At 66.0% G+C, this 17,717-nt stretch carries 18 protein-coding genes; 5 read left to right on the forward strand and 13 right to left on the reverse strand.

Features of this window, described 5'->3' with window-relative positions; all coding sequences use genetic code 11:
* The 5 genes from ACYVM5_RS00005 to ACYVM5_RS00025 all read left to right on the forward strand — a co-directional run.
* Window positions 1–418 (forward strand): zincin-like metallopeptidase domain-containing protein (locus ACYVM5_RS00005; protein ID WP_460616145.1); only part of this gene is annotated, 418 nt, incomplete at its 5' end.
* Between the two features lie 244 nt (window positions 419–662).
* Window positions 663–800: a hypothetical protein gene (locus tag ACYVM5_RS00010; protein ID WP_460616146.1), complete on the forward strand. Its 138-nt coding sequence runs from the start codon at window positions 663–665 to the stop codon at window positions 798–800.
* Window positions 801–831: 31 nt separating this feature from the next.
* Window positions 832–1,248, forward strand: a complete 417-nt coding sequence (locus ACYVM5_RS00015) for a hypothetical protein (RefSeq protein WP_460616147.1) — start codon at window positions 832–834, stop codon at window positions 1,246–1,248.
* A 33-nt stretch (window positions 1,249–1,281) separates the two neighbouring features.
* Entirely contained in the window at window positions 1,282–1,581 is a 300-nt protein-coding gene (locus ACYVM5_RS00020) for a hypothetical protein (protein WP_460616148.1), read from the forward strand.
* Window positions 1,582–1,653: 72 nt separating this feature from the next.
* Window positions 1,654–2,205: a hypothetical protein gene (locus ACYVM5_RS00025; RefSeq protein ID WP_460616149.1), complete on the forward strand. Its 552-nt coding sequence runs from the start codon at window positions 1,654–1,656 to the stop codon at window positions 2,203–2,205.
* Between the two features lie 125 nt (window positions 2,206–2,330).
* On the opposite strand, the gene ACYVM5_RS00030 is transcribed toward ACYVM5_RS00025, so the two are convergent.
* The 13 genes from ACYVM5_RS00030 to ACYVM5_RS00090 form a co-directional block, all read right to left on the reverse strand.
* Complete coding sequence (locus ACYVM5_RS00030; RefSeq protein WP_460616150.1) at window positions 2,331–3,065, reverse strand: DUF305 domain-containing protein; 735 nt, start codon at window positions 3,063–3,065, stop codon at window positions 2,331–2,333.
* 33 nt (window positions 3,066–3,098) lie between these two features.
* Window positions 3,099–3,365, reverse strand: a complete 267-nt coding sequence (locus ACYVM5_RS00035) for a hypothetical protein (protein WP_460616151.1) — start codon at window positions 3,363–3,365, stop codon at window positions 3,099–3,101.
* Window positions 3,366–3,387: 22 nt separating this feature from the next.
* Window positions 3,388–4,191, reverse strand: coding sequence for a ZIP family metal transporter (locus ACYVM5_RS00040; protein ID WP_460616152.1), 804 nt, complete (start codon window positions 4,189–4,191; stop codon window positions 3,388–3,390).
* Window positions 4,192–4,208: 17 nt separating this feature from the next.
* Entirely contained in the window at window positions 4,209–4,880 is a 672-nt protein-coding gene (locus tag ACYVM5_RS00045; RefSeq protein WP_460616153.1) for a DUF305 domain-containing protein, read from the reverse strand.
* A complete protein-coding gene (locus ACYVM5_RS00050; RefSeq protein ID WP_460616154.1) occupies window positions 4,877–7,063 on the reverse strand; it encodes an HAD family hydrolase in 2,187 nt (728 codons plus the stop codon). The genes ACYVM5_RS00045 and ACYVM5_RS00050 overlap by 4 nt, the downstream gene beginning before the upstream one ends.
* Window positions 7,064–7,184: 121 nt before the next feature.
* Complete coding sequence (locus ACYVM5_RS00055) at window positions 7,185–8,432, reverse strand: MFS transporter (protein WP_460616155.1); 1,248 nt, start codon at window positions 8,430–8,432, stop codon at window positions 7,185–7,187.
* Between the two features lie 5 nt (window positions 8,433–8,437).
* The gene (locus ACYVM5_RS00060) at window positions 8,438–8,770 is read right to left on the reverse strand and encodes a YnfA family protein (protein WP_460616156.1); all 333 of its coding nucleotides are present in this window, start codon (window positions 8,768–8,770) and stop codon (window positions 8,438–8,440) included.
* Between the two features lie 15 nt (window positions 8,771–8,785).
* Window positions 8,786–9,973, reverse strand: coding sequence for an efflux RND transporter periplasmic adaptor subunit (locus ACYVM5_RS00065; RefSeq protein ID WP_460616157.1), 1,188 nt, complete (start codon window positions 9,971–9,973; stop codon window positions 8,786–8,788).
* Window positions 9,974–10,006: 33 nt separating this feature from the next.
* A complete protein-coding gene (locus ACYVM5_RS00070) occupies window positions 10,007–14,440 on the reverse strand; it encodes a CusA/CzcA family heavy metal efflux RND transporter (protein WP_460616158.1) in 4,434 nt (1,477 codons plus the stop codon).
* Window positions 14,441–14,616: 176 nt separating this feature from the next.
* Window positions 14,617–14,943, reverse strand: coding sequence for a DUF6660 family protein (locus ACYVM5_RS00075; RefSeq protein ID WP_460616159.1), 327 nt, complete (start codon window positions 14,941–14,943; stop codon window positions 14,617–14,619).
* 242 nt (window positions 14,944–15,185) lie between these two features.
* Complete coding sequence (locus ACYVM5_RS00080) at window positions 15,186–16,301, reverse strand: nucleotidyl transferase AbiEii/AbiGii toxin family protein (protein WP_460616160.1); 1,116 nt, start codon at window positions 16,299–16,301, stop codon at window positions 15,186–15,188.
* Window positions 16,298–17,074 (reverse strand): DUF6577 family protein, encoded by a 777-nt coding sequence (locus ACYVM5_RS00085; protein ID WP_460616161.1) that lies wholly within the window; start codon window positions 17,072–17,074, stop codon window positions 16,298–16,300. The genes ACYVM5_RS00080 and ACYVM5_RS00085 overlap by 4 nt, the downstream gene beginning before the upstream one ends.
* A gap of 53 nt (window positions 17,075–17,127) precedes the next feature.
* Window positions 17,128–17,427 carry a hypothetical protein gene (locus ACYVM5_RS00090; RefSeq protein ID WP_460616162.1) on the reverse strand — a complete coding sequence of 100 codons (300 nt, stop codon included), beginning with the start codon at window positions 17,425–17,427 and terminating at the stop codon, window positions 17,128–17,130.
* Window positions 17,428–17,717 lie beyond the last annotated feature (290 nt).

Here is a 17,717-nt window from a genome sequence, read left to right on the forward strand (position 1 = left end):
GATGTACCGCACCAGCATTGACACCGTGACCATGCCCGCGGCCAGCAACTTCCACACGGCCGAAGATTATTACCACACCCTATTTCACGAGCTGACCCACTCCACCGGCCACGCCAAGCGGCTGGACCGGGCCACGCTCACCGAGTTGGCCGCCTTCGGCAGTGAAACCTACGCCAAGGAAGAGCTGGTGGCCGAGTTGGGGGCCTCCTTCCTGAGCCACGCGGCCGGGCTGGACTTAACCCGCACCGAGCCTAGTAGCGCCAGCTATATCGCCAACTGGCTGCAGGCCCTGCGCAACGACAAACAGCTGATTATCTCGGCGGCCAGCCAAGGCCAGAAAGCCGCCAACCACATTCTGGGCATCGTGCCCAGCTACGAAGCGGAGGAAGCCCCCGGCCCCGAAGCCACTCCGCAGTAAGGCCCGCGGCCGCCCGGTGGAGCTATACCGTCGGGCGGCCACCGGGGGGCCACAAAAGGAAATTGCAATTGCAAAATTGCAATTGCTAAAACTGTACAAAAGGGAAAAATTCGGCGGATTACCAACGACGACCCTGATTAAGTAGTCAATAATTATAACATTAATTTACATATTATTGAAACGTTAAAGTCGGTTTTTGCGTTTAATAAGTATAAGCAACGAACGATAAAACAGTCCTTTATCCATGGTTGATGAAGCTTTTGATTTAGCCCCCGGCGAGGTGTGGGCCGACCGGTTTGACCCTGCCGACGAAGCCGCTGGCCCGCTCTCAATAGTAACCGCTGCTGAACTGGCCGCTTGGGAAGCCGCCTCTTGGTTTTAGCCGATTTTCTCACTTCAAACTCACTTCGCTTATGAACGCTGCCGCCACTTTTCGCCCCGCCCGTCGCATTCCCGCCGCCCGCTTAGCCCGGCTCCGTGCCGCTAACGCTGCCCAGCGGCAAGCGCGGGAAGCGGCCTTCCAGGCCCACCAGGATGCGCTGGCGCAGCTGGCCAGCCCAACCCCCGAGTTTGCGGCCGCGCCCCGCCTCACGATGCTGCCGGGGGGGCTGCACTGGTCGAGTCAAGCACCGGTGCCCGCCATCGGGGCCACGGTGACGGTGAACCGCGAAGGGCACGCCGAGCGGGCCGAGGTGAAAGGCTACTGCCACGCCGCCGGCTTTCTGGGCCTCGTCACCAAAACAACGCACCACGCCCGGAACGCCAGCCGCAAGCAGCGCAGCCCCCGCGCCGGGTGTGTCTTCGGGAGCCAGCTGGCCTTGGCGGCTTAGCCCTGCTTTTCTCATTATTCAGCCAACTTGTTCATGAATCAGCCGCCGCGCATCCTCACCGTCGACCAGGCCATTCAGGTGGCGCAGGAGAACATTCAGGCCAGCCACTTCATCCTTATCACTGCCTGCCTGGGGCCGGTCGACGTGCCGGCCAGCTTTAACCAGGTGGGCGGGGGAGGCATCACCAGCCGGGATGGGCTCCACTACTCGCAGTGGAGCAACGAGAAGGGCGAACTGCTTATCAAATTCGACGGGCTGGGGCTGTTTGCCTACCGGCTGGATTTTGACCGGATGCCGGAAGGATTGCGGCAGTGGCATTTGCAAGCCAAATAGCCCGCCGCGAACCCTCATTTCTCCTTTTCCATCAGGGGCCGGCTGCCTACGGCCCCGCTTTGCCTTCCCACCATGACGATTACGCCCGCTTCCGCCCCGCAGCAACCCCAAATCAGCCCTTTGAATTGGGCTGGTGATTCCGCGCTTTGCCCGCAGTGGGTGGGCTACCCCAGCCGGGCCGGCTTGCCGGCGGGCCTCACCTGGTCGGGCGCGGGGGAGGTGCCGGCCGTGGGGGCCCACGTACATATCTACCTCAACGGCTTCGGCCCGGCCGAGGTGAAAGCCTACTTTCACGCCGATGGCTATTTAGGGGTGATATGCCAGCCAAACGAAATGCCGGCCTGGTACCGGCAGCAGAGCCCCGGCGTGACGCTGGGTCATTTCTTTGGCCGGGAGCTCGACCCTTTTCGACCCCAGCCCACCCCGCTGGCGGCCGTAGCAGTGGATGACCAGCTTAGCCAGTGGTCGGATGCCCTCGACCAGGCGCACGAGGCCAACGGCAACAACCCGGCTATCCATGACCCCGGCGACTGGATTCCGGATTATCCGCCCGAAACGGAGCTGCATGAAAACCAAGACCGCGAAGAATATCCCGAGGACCCGCAGGACGAGCAGCGCAACTAAGATGGCTTGCTCCGTGCGCTACCCTGCCGCCGCGGCCCTCATTCATCCCCTTTTGTTCAATTTATGCGCCTTGCTAACCTCAACATTGCCTTAGTTGGGACCGAATAGCCAGAGCCCCGGCGGTATCAAGGCTTTGCTGGGTCGGGATGTTGCCGAAGCCAGGCCTGCACCTGCTCGATTTCCCGCTGCTGGTCTTGCAGGATGAGGTAGGCTGCTTTCTGCAGTGCATCGTCGCGGCCCAGCTCCAGCTCGGCGCGGGCCAGGGTGAGGGAGTTCTGGTGGTGTGGAATGAGCAGCGCCGCGTAATCGCGGTCGATGCTGCCCGTGCCGGCATCCTCCCGCTTGCTTAAACCAACCTGCTGCGAGTCCGTGATGCCCTCGGCGCGGGCAATGGTGCGGTGCGCGGCAGGATGCAGGCCGGTGGTGGCCGCCTCCAGCAAGTCGGCCAGCTCGTGGGATTGGGTGGTGTGCTCCGGGAAGGTGGGGGGCTGGGCCTGAATGCGGGCAATGGCTGAATCGAGGCCGAGCACGAGCTGCCGGTGGGCGTGCTCAATGTCCTGGGCGAGGCGGCGCAGGTCGGGGTCCTGGCCTTTTGCCAGCTCCAGGGCCGACATGGCCACGGCGGCCTGGTGGTTTTCGCGCATCAGTTGGGCAAAGTACAGGTCCAGGTTCGTCGTGGGCGGCAGGGCCTGCGAATGCGCGGCCATGGTGTGCAGGGCCGCCATCATGCTGGCCGGCGCGGCCGGCGCGTGCTGGTCGGTGGTTTCCTCGGGGCCACTCCGGCAGCTGCCGAGCAGCAGCAGGCCAGCCCCCAGCAAGGTGAGGGCCGGCTTCAATGCCGCGAGTGCCAGGTGACGCATAGCGCAAAGATGAGGCAGGGGCGCGGCGAATCGTTAGGGGAGGGTCGTGCTCACGACGTGGCTGCGGGCTTCGGGCTCGCCCTGCTGCGTTTCGTGCTGCACGTAATATTCGAGCAGGGTGCCGGGAGCGAAGGTATCGGCGTCGAGGTAGGGCGAGCGGGCGTTGACGGCCACGCGCTGCCAGGAACTCGTCTCGCCGCCTACGCGGCGGAAGACGTGGGCGACTTCCAGCATTTCTTTGGAAAAGGCCAGGTGGCGACCGGTGGGCGTGAGGGTCAGGTCGATTTTAGCGGTGTGCATGATGGAGAGTAGGGTAAAATGGCTAGGCGACCATGCCGAGCAGCAGGAACAAGAGAAAGCCGACGAAAAAGGCCAGCGTGAGCAGCGGCGTTTCGGTTTCCTCGTGGGCCTCGGTCAGCAACTCCTCGGTGACGAGAAAGAGCAGCGCGGCCAGGCCAAAGGAAAGCACGATTTCGAGCATATTGCCGGTGGCCCCGCGCAGCACCGTGGTGCCGATGCCCGCCCCCACCAGCAGCATGAGCGAGGTGCCCGCCACGATGGCCACGGCGCGCCCCTTGCCGTGCCCGTCCTGGCGCAGCTCCACGGCCGTGGCCAGCCCCAGCGAGAGCAGCTCGATGGTGAGGGCAATGGCCAGCAGCGTGCCTTCCTTGGCCCCGGCCGCGAACCCGATACCGAGCAGCAGGCCGTCGATGAGAATGTCGATGCCAATGGCCACCAGCAGGCCCCAGGGCAAGGTGGCAGCGGCGGGCACGCCGGTAGCGCCGCCGGCCGTTGGCGACGAGTCGGAAGGCTCCTTAGCGGCTCCCTGCTTTTCCAGGCGCTGGGTGAAGTAGCGTAGCCCGAGCATGGTGGCCACGCCGAGGCCGAAGCCCAGGGCCACTTCGTAGGGGGCGTGGTGCTGCACGATGTCGGGCAGCAACTCCACGGCCACCACAGAAAAGATGACGCCGGCCGCGAAGTGCAGAATGGCGCTGCGCAGCTGGGGGCCGGGAGCCCGCCACACGGCAAGGGCCGCGCCGGCAATCATGACCACGGCGGGCAGCAGCGAAAAGCCCAGCATGGTGGTCCAGGGTGGCGTAACGGCGGTGGGAATGGTCAGCAGCATAAATCGACTGGCAGGGTTTATTGAATGGAATGGGCTTGCAGCCAGCGCTGGTAGTGCTTGATTTCGGCCTGCTCGTCGCGGACAATGCGGCGGGCGGCCTCCTTCAGCTCGGCATCTTTGCCGAAGGCCAGCTCCGTTTGGGCCAGGGCCACGCCGCTGCGGTGGTGCAGCTGCATAAGGGTGGCAAAATCCGCGTCGGCGGGGCCGGGCAGGGGCGGCAGCTGGCGCAGGGGAGCCAGCGCCGCCGCGATGCGCCGCACGAAGGGGTCGCGGGCATTGCCGGGCCGGTATTCCTGGCCGCTGGGCCGCTGCCGGGTCAGGGCCAGGGTGAGGACGTGGTTGTCCCGCTCGTGGCCTTTGAGGACGTGCTGGGCCAGGGCCCGCAGGGTCGAGTCCCGGCCTTGCGAAATCTCCAGCGCGGCCAGGCGCTGCGCCCCGGCGTGGTGCACCGTCATCAGGCGGGCAAAGTCCTCGTCCCAGCAGCCGGTTCGGCGCACCGTATCGAGCTGCTGCACCAGTCGTTGCAGGGTGTCGCGCAGGCTGGGCGGTGCCGCAACGGGGGCGGGCGCGGGCGGGCGGCTGCCGTGGGCTTCCTGCTCGTGCGCGTCGGTATCGTGGCGGGCATTACAGCCACTAATGGACAGGCCGGCAGCGAGTAGCAGCGCCGCTAAAAGGCAAGGGTAGCTCATGGCTTGCTAGTAAAGTCCATGCGCTGAATCCGCACGGCGTTGAGGATGGCGAGCAGGGCCACCCCCACGTCGGCAAATACCGCTTCCCACATGGTGGCCAGCCCGCCGGCCCCGAGGGCCAGCACCACGGCTTTCACGGCGAAGGCCAGCCAGATGTTCTGCCAGACCACGTTGTGGGTGGCGCGGGCAATGCGGCGGGCGGTGGCAATCTTGCTCGGATGGTCGGTCTGGATGACCACGTCGGCTGTTTCAATCGTCGCGTCGGAGCCGAGGCCGCCCATGGCAATGCCCACGTCGGCCAAGGCCACCACGGGCGCGTCGTTCACGCCGTCGCCCACGAAGGCGAGCTTGTGGCCCGCGTCGAGGTACTGCTGCACGTACTTGGCCTTGTCTTCGGGCAGCAGCCCGCCGTGGGCCTCGTCAATGCCCAGCTCTTGGGCCACGCGCTGCACGATGGTATCCTTATCGCCGGAGAGCATCACGATTTTGCGGATGCCGTCGGCTTTGAGCTCGCGCACGGCCTGCGCCGCATCGGCCTTGGGCGCGTCGGCCACGGTGAGGTAGCCGGCGTATTGGCCATCCACGGCCGCCACCACGATGCTGTCAGTCACCTGGTCGACTTCGGGCGGGTAGGCCACGCTGAATTTGCTCAATAACTTGGTGTTGCCGGCCAGCACGTCGCGGCCCTCCACCTGGCCGCGCAGGCCGTGACCGGCAATTTCTTCCACGTTCTCCACCGGCACGCCCGCCGCGGCTGCCCCAACGTGGGCCACCACGGCTTTGGCAATGGGGTGGGTGGATTTGGTTTCTAGCGCGCCCACCAGGCGCAGCAGCTGGGCCGGGTCGAGGCCGGGCGCGGGCTGCACCTGCTGCACGGCAAACACGCCCTGGGTGAGCGTGCCGGTTTTGTCCATCACCACGGTATCGATTTCGCGTAGCACGTCCAGAAAGTTGGAGCCCTTGAAGAGGATGCCCGCTTTCGAGGCCGCGCCGATGCCGCCGAAGTAGCCCAGCGGGATGCTGATAACCAGCGCGCAGGGGCAGGAAATGACCAGAAACACCAGCGCCCGGTAGAGCCAGTCGCGGAACACGTAGTCGCTCACCACGAAGTAGGGCACCACAATGAGCAGCACGGCCAGCCCCACCACGATGGGCGTGTAAATTTTGGCAAACTTGGTGATGAACTGCTGGGTTTTGGCCTTGCGGCCCACCGCATCCTGCACCATGGCCAGGATTTTCGAGAGCTTGGTGTCCTTGAAAGCCGCCGTCACGCTCACCTGAATCAGGGACTCCAGGTTAATCATGCCGGCCAGCACGGCCTCGCCCGGCTGCTTGGTCTGCGGGGCCGACTCGCCGGTGAGCGCGGCCGTGTTGAAGTTGGCCGCCGTGGTGTTAAGCGTCCCGTCGAGGGCTACTTTCTCGCCGGGCTTCACTTCCATCACGTCGCCCACCTGCACCGCTTTGGGGTCGAGCACGAGCGGTTTGCCATCGCGCACCACTGTCACTTCGGTGGCCTGAATTTCGAGCAGGGCCCGGATGCTGCGCTTGGCCCGGTTCACGGCCGCGTCCTGAAACAGCTCGCCCACGGTGTAGAACAGCATCACGGCCACGCCCTCCGGGTACTCACCAATGGCAAAGGCCCCGAGCGTGGCCAGGCTCATGAGCAGAAACTCGTTGAAGATGTTGCCGCTGGGAATGCTGAGCACGGCGGCTTTCACCACCTTCCAGCCCACCAGCACGAAGGCCAGGCCGTACCAGCCCAGGCGCACGTAGCCGCTGAAAAAGCCGACTTTGTAGTAGTCCAGCGCGATGCCAGCCAGCAGCAGCGCGAAGCTGATGCCCGGCACCAGGTAGGGGTTGTCGCCGGCCGGGCCGTGGTCGTGGTCGTCGTGGCCCGCGTGGTCGTGGTCATCGGCTTGCACGGCGGCCCGGACGGGCGGCTCCACGCTGCAGCAGGAGTCAGCGGGCGGGCGGGGCCGCTGGGAAGTGCCCCGGGCCTGCCCGGCGCGGCCATCCGGGCCGGCGGTCGGGGCGTGGTCGTGGCCGGGCACGTCGTGGCCCTGGGGCTGGGCGGCGGCTTCGGGCGTGAGCTGGTCGCGGCTGAGCGCGCCCACGTTTTCGGGCTGCACCTGCTTGGCGGTGTTCAGCTCTTCGTCGGTATTGGAGGAAGTAGGGTCAGGCATGGCAATAAGGTCAGGTGAGTTAGCTGAATTGGAGGGAAGCCGTCGGGCCTACCAGTCCACGAAAAAGCCGGCACTGCCGACTCCCACGAGCACGGCCCCGGTGAGAAATTTCAACATCAAGTCAGGGGGTTGTGGGGTGAATCTTGGGCGTGGCGGCGGCCATCACCCCGCGCCGCAGCAGGCCGGTGCCGGCCAGCAGGGTCAGGGCCACCAGCCCGCCGTAGAGAAAGGAACCCGTGGCGAAGCGCGTGCCCAGAAAGCCAGCCAGCGGATAGGCAAAAGCCCACCATAAGTGGCTCCAGGCGAAGTGGGCCCCGTACACGCGGCCCTGGTGGGCGGTGTCGGTCTGCTCGGCAATCAGGGTCTGGGTGGCCAGGTTGACGGCGTTCTGGCCGGCCCCGGCCAGCAGCCACAGGCCCATCAGCGGCCAGAGGCCGGCGTGGTTGGCCGGCAGCACGGCCAGGCTGGTGAGCACGGCGCCGATAATCACGAACGTGGTGTGGGCGATGCGCCTGGTGAGCGCGCCCGCCAGCAGGGCCGCCGCCGTGGCCCCGATGCCGAAGGCGGCCATCACCCAGCCGTACTGCGCTTCGGGCAGGTGCAGCTGGCCGCGCACCAGGCCCACGGTGTTCACCAGAATCAGGGCGCCGCTCACGGCGGCCACCAGCTCCAGCAGCAGGGCGTAGCGCATCACGGCGTTGCGCCAGAGCAGGCGGGTGCCTTCGAGCACGGCGGCCACGGTCACGCGCTCGTCGTCATTCACCGAAGCCTCCTCGTTGCGCAGCCGGGCCGGCAGCGTGAAAATCAGGATGCCGGAAATCAGGAAGGTGGCCGCATCAATGTAGAAGATGTCGCGGGTTCCCAGGAACGCGGCCACCGCCCCGGCGATGCCCGGCCCGAGCACGCCCAGCAGCTCGTTGGTGGCGCTGGACAAACTCAGGGCCTGCGGCATTTCGTCGGCCGTGGTCACGGCCGGCAGGGTGGCCTGGAAGGTAGGCGTGAAAAAGGCCGTAAAGGCATTGACGGTGAACATGAGCACGTACACCTGCCAGACCTCGGTGACGAAGGGCAGCAGGCCGATGATGACCATGCGCACGATGTCGGCCGTCACCATGATGGTTTTGCGGTTCAGGCGGTCGGCCAGCAGCCCGGCCAGGGGCGAGAGCAGCACAAAGGCCGTCACGCGCAGGGTCAGGGCGAAGGCCAGAATCTGCGCCGAATGGCTGCCGCCCAGCTCGAAGGCCAGCAGGGCCAGGCCTACCCAGGTAAGGGCATCGCCGAGCAGCGAGGTGGTTTGCGCGGCGTAGAGCCGGGCAAAGACGGGGTTGCGCAGGCTGCGGAAGGGCGCGAATAGCGAGGAAGCAGGCATAAAAATCAGGGGCGGGGCCAGAACAGGATGATGCCGATGCCGACGAAGCAGACGACCCCGCCGATGACGTCGAACCGGTCGGGCCGGAAGCCGTCAAAGTACCAGGCCCAGGCAATGGACATGACGATGAAAATGCCGCCGTATACGGCGTAAGTCTTGCCGAAGGAAGTGGGCTGCCAGGTAGCCACCCACCCGTAGAGCATCAGCAGCCCGGCCCCCACCGCGCCCATCCAGCCGGGCCGGTCGGCCTTGAGCCACTGCCACATCAGGTAGCCCCCGCCAATTTCGCAGAGGCCGGCGAGCAGGAATACCAGTAAGGGTCGGATGATGGGGAGCATAATACAGGACGGGGCTTATTCTTCCTCTTCGGCGTTTTTAAGCTTGCTAAGCAACGAGTACGCGCCTTCGGTCACAAAGCGCAAGGGCTTGCCCTGCTCGGCGGCGTTCAAATGCACTTCGGTGTAACCGTCCTCGCTCACGCCCCGCGTCACGGGCACCATGCGGTAAGTTGCGGTGCCCGCCTTGGCGGCCGAGTCCGCCGCGACGAATACGTAGGCCTGCGCGCCGAACTGCACCACGGCTTTTTCGGGCAGCGTGGGCACGGTCACCCGGTTGGTTTCGATAACGGCCCGCACGAAGGTGCCCGGCAGCAGCTGCTCATCCTCGCGGTCCTGGTGGGCGTGAATGCGCACGGTGCGCTCCGCGCTGATGGTTTTGCTGATGAGGTAGATGTGGGCCGTGCGCTCGCGGCTCACCGAGTCGTTGCCCAGCGTGAAGCGCACCAGCTGGCCTTCCTTGAGCTGGGGCACGTCCTTCTCAAACACGGTGAGCTCGACGTGCAGGTGGTCGGGGTTCACAATTTCAAACAGCACGTCGGTGGGCGTCACGCTCTGGCCCACGCTCACGTTCACGGCCTTCACGAACCCGCTTTTCGGGGCCCGCACGCTGGCCGTGCTCACGATGGCGCCGCCCACGGGCAGGCCCGCCAGCCGCAGCCGGGCGGCCTGGGCGCTGCTTTTTACCTGCAGGCCCTGGTACTCGGCCCGGGCGCGCTGGTAGTTTTTCTGGGGCGCTACTTCCTGGCGGTAGAGCTCCGCCTGCCGCTCGTATTCAGCTTTCGCCAGCGTGAGCTGGGTGCGGGTTTCGAGGTAGTCCTGCTGGAGCTGCACGAAGTCGGGGTTGCGGATGACGGCCAGCACCTGGCCCTTGCGCACCCGCGAGCCCTGCAGCAGGTCGGTGCGGTCCACGAACCCGCCCAGCGGGGCGCTGACAGAAGCCAGGTTTTCCGGGGGCACATCGAGCACGCCGTTCACTTTCAGGCCGCCGCTCATCGGGCGCTCGGTGAGGGTGCCCAGCCGCACGCCGCCCATCTGCCGCTCGGCGGCCGTCAGGGTTACGCGGTCCGGGGTGGCCTTTTCATCGGCGGCCCCGGCTCCGGGAGCAGCAGCCGGTTTCGCCGCCTCGTCCTGCGGTTCTTTTTTCTCCCCACAGCCCGCCAGCAGGCCGAACAGCAGGAGCAGATACATCGGTAATGACTTCATGTTTTGGTGGGTTTCGATGGGTGCCGGGGCACCCTATTGGCCGCCGAGCAGGTATTCCAGCTCGATGATGGTTTGATTGTGTTGCAGCAGCGCGTCGAGGTAGTCGAGGCGCAGGCGGCGGGCCCGCTCCAGGTTTAGCAGGTACTCGGAGTAGCCCGTTTCGCCGGCTTTGTAGGCGATGGTGGACAGGCGGGTGATGACCGTGGCCTGCGGCAGGGCGGTGGTTTCGAAGTAGCGCAGGCGCTGCTGCTGCTCGGCGCGGCGGGCCAGCAGCTCGTCCACCTGGCCGGCCGCTTCGGCCCGGTACCGCTCGTAGCCGGCCTGGGCCACCTGCTCCTGCAGGCGGGCGGCCTGCACCCGGGCCTTCTGCGGTCCCCGCCACAGGGGCACGGCCACGCCGGCCTGCACGCCCTGAAAGCGGGCCCCGGGACCGAAGTAGCGCTCCGTGCCCGCCGCGTCGAGGCGCTGGTAGCCGATAATGCTCTGGTTGAAGTAGCCCACCGTGAACTCGGGCAGGCCCGCGGCCTGCGCCACCCGGGTTTCGGCGCGGCGCTCGGCCACCTGCTGGGCCAGCACCCGGGCCTGGGGGTTGTTGATTTTCAGTAGCGTATCCGCCAGGGCGGGCGCGGTAGAGTCCGCCAGCGTGGCGGCCCCCAGCAGCGCCAGCGGATGCAGCACGCTGTCGGCCACGCTCACGGCGGGGGGCACTTGGAGCAGGGCCTGCAGCTGGCGCTGGGCGACCCGGAAATCCGTGCGGGCCGCCAGCAGCTGGGTGCGGATTTCGCCCTGCTGCACCAACGCGGTGGCGGGTTCGAGGCGGGCGGCTTCGCCGGTTTTAAAGCGCAGGTTGGCCGAGCGCAGAAACTCGGTGTACACGCTGTCCTGCCCGCGCAGCACCCGCAGGCGGTGGCGGGCGTGCACGGCCTGCTCGTAGGTGAGGCGCACCTGCCGGCGCAATTCCGCCTGCACCTGCGCCAGCCGGGCCCGCTGGCCGGTAATGCGCGCATCCGCCAGGCCGGCGGCGCTATGGTACACACCGGGCAGGGCCACGGACTGCGTGAGCGTGAACTGATTGTCCCGGTTTTGAGAGTTATACTGCCCGTAGCTGCCGCTGAGCGTGGTCCGGCCAAAGTCGTAGGCGGTTTTGCGAATGGCCTGCTGCGCTTCCAGGGCCTTCGTGCCGGCCAGCACGGTGCCGTTGGTTTGCAGCGCCTGAGTAACGGCCTGCGGCGCGGTAAGGGGACCCTGCGCCTGCCCTAAACGGGGCAGCAGCAGCAGGAGCAGCAGCAGGGAGGCCACGGGCAGCGTCTTGCCCGATGGAGCGGGTTGCGGGGCGGGCACCGGCCCTTGTTTGCGCTCTGAGAGGGCGTAGAGCACGGGCAGCACCAGCAGGGTGAGCAGGGTGGCCGAAATCAGGCCCCCAATGACGACCGTGGCCAGCGGGCGCTGGACCTCGGCGCCGGCCGATTGGGCCAGGGCCATGGGCAGAAAGCCCAGCGAGGCCACGGTGGCCGTCATCAGCACCGGGCGCAGGCGCACTTCCGTGCCGCGCATGATGCGCTCCATCAGGTCGGTGACGCCCTCGGCTTTGAGCTGGTTGAAGTAGCCGATGAGCACGATGCCGTTGAGCACGGCCACCCCGAAGAGGGCAATGAAGCCCACCCCGGCCGAGATGCTGAACGGCATGCCGCGCAGCCACAGGGCCAGCACCCCGCCGATGGCCGAGAGCGGGATGGCCGTGAAAATGAGCACCGACTGCCGGAGCGAGCGAAAGGTGAAAAACAGCAGCACGAAAATGAGCAGCAGCGCCACCGGCACGGCTACGGCCAGCCGCTCGGTGGCCTGGCGCAGGTTCTCGAACTGGCCGCCATAGGTGGTGTAGTAGCCCGGCGCGAACCGGAGCTGGCGGTCAATTTTGCCCTGCAGCTCGTTGACCACCGTTTCCACGTCGCGGCCCCGCACGTTGAAGGCCACCGTGATGCGGCGCTTGGCGTCGTCGCGCTGAATCTGGTTGGGGCCTTCGCGCAGCTCCACGCTGGCCACCTGCTCCAGGGGCACCTGCCGGCCATCCGGGGCAGCCACGAACAGGCGGCGCACGCTGTTGATGTCCTTGCGCAGGTCCTGGCGCAGGCGCAGCACCAGGTCGAAGCGGCGCTCCTGCTCGAACACCTGCCCGGCGGTTTCGCCGGCGAAGGCCGTTTGCACGGTGCGGTTCACGTCGGCCACGTTCAGGCCGAACTGGGCGAGGCGGTTGCGGTCGAGCTGCACCACAATCTGGGGCAGGCCGGTGACCTGCTCGATGTACACGTCCTCGGCCCCCTTGACCTGGCGGGCCAGCCGGCCGGCCTGCTGGGCGTAGTCAGCCAGCTGCTGCAGGTCCTCGCCGTAGATTTTGAGCACCACGTCCTGCTTGGCCCCCGAAATCAGCTCGTTGAAGCGCATCTGAATGGGCTGCTGGAAGCCGAACGTGACGCCCGGAATCACGCTCACGGCCGCCGCCATCTTATCGGCCAGCTCCTCGCGGGAATGGGCCGAGGTCCACTCCTTCTGGTCCTTGAGGATAATCATCAAGTCGCCGGCTTCCACCGGCATGGGGTCGGTGGGAATTTCACTGGAGCCGAGCTTGGCCACCACTTCCTTGACCTCGGGAAACTGCCGTTTGAGGATGCCCGCCGCCTGCTGGCTTTTCTCAATGGTGTAGCTCAGCGAGGAGCCCGTGAGCGTGCGCATCTCCACGGCGAAGTCGCCTTCGGTGAGCTGGGGAATGAACTCGCCGCCCAGGGTGCGGAACAGAAAATACGCGCCCACCAGCAGGCCCACGGCGGCCGTCAGCACCACGGCCTGGTGCCGGAGCGCGCCCTTGAGCAGGGGGTGGTAGAGCCGGGTGTAGAAGGCCATCATCCGGTCGGAGAAGGTCTTGCTGGATGCCGTGGACCGGCTCAGGGCCAGCGCCGACATCATCGGCACGTAGGTCAGACTCAGGATGAAAGCCCCCAGAATGGCAAAGGCCACGGTTTCGGCCATGGGCCGGAACATCTTGCCCTCGATGCCGGCCAGGGCCAGCAGCGGCAGGTAGACAATGAGGATGATGATTTCCCCGAAGGCCGCCGAGGAGCGGATTTTACTCGCCGCCTGGTAGGTTTCATCGTTCATTTCTTCCGACGTGAGGCGCCCGCCCTCCGCGTGGCCCGGGGCGTGCCCGCCGTGCAGGCGGTGCACGATGGCCTCGACGATGATGACCGCCCCGTCGACAATCAGCCCGAAGTCAATGGCCCCGAGGCTCATCAGGTTGCCCGACACGCCGAACAGGCGCATCATGCTCACGGCAAAGAGCATGGCCAGCGGAATCACCGAGGCCACCACCAGCCCCGCGCGCCAGTTGCCCAGAAACAGCACCAGCACGAAAATCACAATCAGCGCCCCCTCCAGCAGGTTCTTGGTGACCGTGCCGATGGCCCGGCCCACCAGGGCGGAGCGGTCCAGGAAAGGCTCTACGCTCACGCCCTCGGGCAGGGTTTTGCGGATGGTGGCCATGCGCGTCTTCACGGCCTTGATAACCTCGGCGGCGTTGGCCCCCTTGAGCATGAGCACCAGCCCGCCGGTTACTTCGCCCTGGTTGTTCAGCGTCATGGCCCCGTAGCGCACGGCCGCGCCGAAGCGTACCTCGGCCACGTCGCGCACCAGCACGGGCAGGCCCGTGCTGGTGCTGCGGATGACGATGTTGCCGATGTCGGCCGGACTCGTGGCCAGGCCTTCGGTGCGGATGAAGGCGGCGGTGGGGTTCTGGTCGAGGTAGGCCCCGCCGGCGTTCTGGTTGTTGGCGGCCACGGCCTGGTACACCTCGTTGATGGTCACGCCCAGCGAGCGCAGCCGCTCCGGGTCCAGGGCCACCTCGTACTGCTTCAGGTAGCCGCCGAAGGAGCTCACGTCGGCCACGCCGGGCGTGCCCAGCAGCTGGCGGCGCACTATCCAGTCCTGAATGGTGCGCAGCTCGGTGGCGTTGTACTTCTTTTCAAAGCCGGGCTTGGCGCGCACCAGGTACTGGTAAATCTCGCCCAGGCCGGTGGTGACCGGGGCCAGCTCGGGGCGGCCGGTGCCGGCCGGAATCCGGCTTTCGGCTTCCTTGAGCCGCTCGCTGACCTGCTGGCGGGCCCAGTAAATATCAATCTGGTCCTCGAAGACGATGGTGACCACCGAGAGGCCGAAGCGCGAAAAGGAGCGCACTTCCGTCTGGCCGGGAATGGTGGCCATGCTCTGCTCGACGGGAAAGGAGACGAGCCGCTCAATCTCCTGCGCGGCCAGCGAGGGGGCCACCGTGTAGACCACGACCTGGTTGCTGGTGATGTCGGGCAGGGCATCAATCGGCAGGCGTCGGAGCGAGTAGCCGCCCCAGGCCACCAGGGCCAGGGTGAGCAGCCCGATGATGAGCTTGTTGTGAATGGAAAAATGAATCAGCCGGTCGAACATCCGTTGCTGTGGGGGTTAGGTCTAACGCTTCCGTGAAAGCCTGCGGCCCGGTGGCTCCGGCACGAACTGCGGGAGCAACCGGGGCATAACCAATTCAGCGCCAAGCGCTAAATTGCCCGTCACGCACCGCGACGGGCCACCCGGAGAGGGTGGTCAGCAGGAAAAAAGGGGAAGGGTTAGGCCTGGGGCGGCTGCCACACGGACCCGAGTGCCCGCGTCGGGGCGGCCACCACCAGCCGGCCGTGCCGGGGGCTGGTGGCCCACTCCGTGGGCACCGAGTAAGCCATTTGATTGCCCAGCGGTACGGGCATCAGGGCCCCGCCGCAGCAGTGGCACTGGCAGAGCGGCGAGCACCAGTCGCCCAGCGCGCCGGCCCCGCAATCGGAGTGCGAAGCGGCCACGGTGGTTTGCTGCTGGTCTTTGCACGCAGGTACTTCGTCCGTGCAGGAAAGGCACGAGAGGCAGGCGAAGTAGAAGGCAAAAAACAGGGCTAGCAGGCGCATGTGCGGGCAAAGGTAGCGAATCCGGGTATAAGGCCGGAAGTTCAGGGCCGGGCCGCTGGCCGATTAACACACCCAATTGGCCTTTAGTTGCTAGGTACGGGGAACCGACGCCGACAACTGATACGTCAGGGGTTTTCCGTGCTGGCCCCGCATGAAGTCCATGAACACCGCCCGGTCCTTGGCCACCCGGCTCTGCTCCAGGGCGTGGAACTCTGGCTCAACCAGCTTTGGCGCGCCTGGCTTTACGCCACCAGCCACGCCAGTCGTCCGTGCGCTTCCAGCAGGGCCACCGTGTGGTGCCAGTAGAACAGCGCGTCTCCCGGCACCGAGCGCAGCTTGTTGAGGTAATTAAAGTCGGGGTGCGGCACGAAGAAGGTGCGCGGGTCTGCGCCGGGCACTGGCCGGGGCAAGGGGGAATAGTCCTGGGTGAGCAGCCGGGCCGCGAGATAAGCCACGCGGGCGGCGGCGGCCACGGCCTGGTCTTCGCGGAACGCCCCGTCGATAACGAAGTTGCGGAACCCGGCAATGCCCCGGCGCAGCTCGGCCGGGGCCAGTTCTTTGGCCGGGGCCCGGTTAAGCTTCATCTGGGCCAGCAGCAGGGCCGTGTGCAGGGCATCCACCAGCACATCGGCCGCGCTGGTTTCGGTCAGGTGGCGGTAGCGCAGCTCCTTGGCCACGGTGGCAGCAAACGACTTGGCCACGGTGGCCACGTCCTGCACCTGGTCAAAGAGCACGCCCACGTCGAAGAGCTGCTTGATGATTTCCAACTCCTTGCCCTTGCCGTAGAGAATGCCGGTGGTGCGCGGGGCAAAGGCCGTGAGCTTGTCGCCGGCGATGGATTCAACGCTCGGCGCCGCAACGCGTAGGGGTTCGCCCGCCTGGTGCAGGAACGGGGAGGCCACCGGCACTTGCAGTACCTGCGGGTAGTTGTGCTCCTCAAACAGCAAATCGATGGCGATGGACCGCTGCGGGTGCTCGGCCAGCAATTGCTGGTCCAGGGCTGAGTCATAGAACACGTAGTAGTGGCCCCGCGGCACATCATCCTTGTGGCTGCGGGTGGCGTCGTAGGCAAACGAGCGAAACGGCGGCTGCGCGCACACCTGCGTCAGGGCCGCCTCAATGGCCGCCAGCTCGGCCTGGGTAACCAAATCCACGTCCACGGAAAAGCGCCGGGCCTGGCCCAGCACGAGCACCAGACAGGTGCCGCCCTTAAACGTGAAGGGCAGCCCGGATTCGACCAGCCGCTCGACCAGGGTGAGGGCCAGAATCATTTTTTCCAGAATGGAAGGGTCCAGGCCGGGGCGCTGCCGGCAGTGTTCCATCATCCATTCGCGGGTAAAAGAGGTCGTCGTAATCATGTAGGAAGCAGCGAAGAAAGGCCCACGGCCAGCAGCAGCTCGCGCAGGGCCGGCGCTTTGCCCCGCCGCCTGGCGTAGGAAAACAGGGTGCGGGCATCGAGCCGGTACTGGCGGGCGGCCGTGCGGTAAATGGTGCGCAGCTCCTCGCCCTGGTAGGCCGCAAACAGCGTGGGGTCGCTGAGCAGGTCCACCAGCAGCTTCTCCAGGCGCGGCACGGGCACATCGGCCACGCGCTGCACCGGGGCGCGGCTCACCAGCGGCAGCACCAGTACGGCATCGGGGGTTTCGGCCACGTACAGCTCCAGCACGCGGGCATCGGGCTGCAGAAACACGCGCGCCCCAAGTTGGTCTTTCAGGGCGTAGTAGGTTGATTGCAGCGCCTCGGGTGCCACTTCTACCAGCTGTATCGTGCGCATCAGTTGGTGGGTGGTGAAGTCGTTCAGCCACTGCGTGGTCCACGCGCAGCCACTGCTTAGGAACAACTCGGTCGCCACGGCCTGCCACAGGTTCGCCAGCTCTGGCGGTACCGTCGGAATGAAGTCGGCTACCGAAGTCCCACCCGGTAGGGCGTACACGCCCCGGCCCGCGTGCGCCAGCTGGTTGCGCTGGGTCAGCCGATGCAGGTACACGTCGAGCGTGGCCTGCTTAAGCGTCGGGTTCAGCGTGGCCATCCGCGCCAGCAACTCCTTGCGGGAAAGCAAGGGCTGAGTGCCGAACCAAGCCGGAATCTGAGCCTCTACGGTTGCCAGGAAGTGCTCGTCAGACGAATGCATGCTGCAAGATACGCCAATAAACTCTAATAAGTGGCATATCTTTCATGCTGTTTTTAAGCGTGGCGTTGGGTGGCCGTTCGCAATGCGGTCAGGTCCAGCGTGGCCAAGGGTAGGGGAGCAGCTAGGCCGGCCCCATGAATCAAATCGCGGGCCCAGGCGGCCAGGTCAGCTGCGTAAATCATTGGCCGGCCGGTTTCATCCGCATACCCGGTTTTGCCGCGCAGGAAGGCCGCTAACTCGGGCCGCAGGGCCATGGGTACCTCCGCCAGCGGCTGGTCGGGGCAGGTGGGCAGGAGCAGCGAGTTCAGATAGTCCCGCAACACTTGGTAAGCAGCTTGGGTGGGAGGAGTCATCGATTGAAAGAGGGCAGCGGGTGGCTGAAATAATTGCCCAAAGTGACAAGTGGAGCGCTATTACTCGTGGTGAGCGATGGGTTGACGATTGCATCCGAAGGGCAATTGGGCGAACCCCTTCGGGCCAGGCTGTGCGGGGCTCCGGCGGGGCCTGCGGTCCTGCGGACTAAACCCCTCCCATCCCTTTCGCGAACCAAAGGAAAAGCCAAATACCCAATTCTTTACCACATCAGCGAGCAGCGGGGAATACTGCCTGAGCGGAGCGAATACGGAACAAAAGGGAAAAATCA

The organism is Hymenobacter ruber (assembly GCF_054783255.1).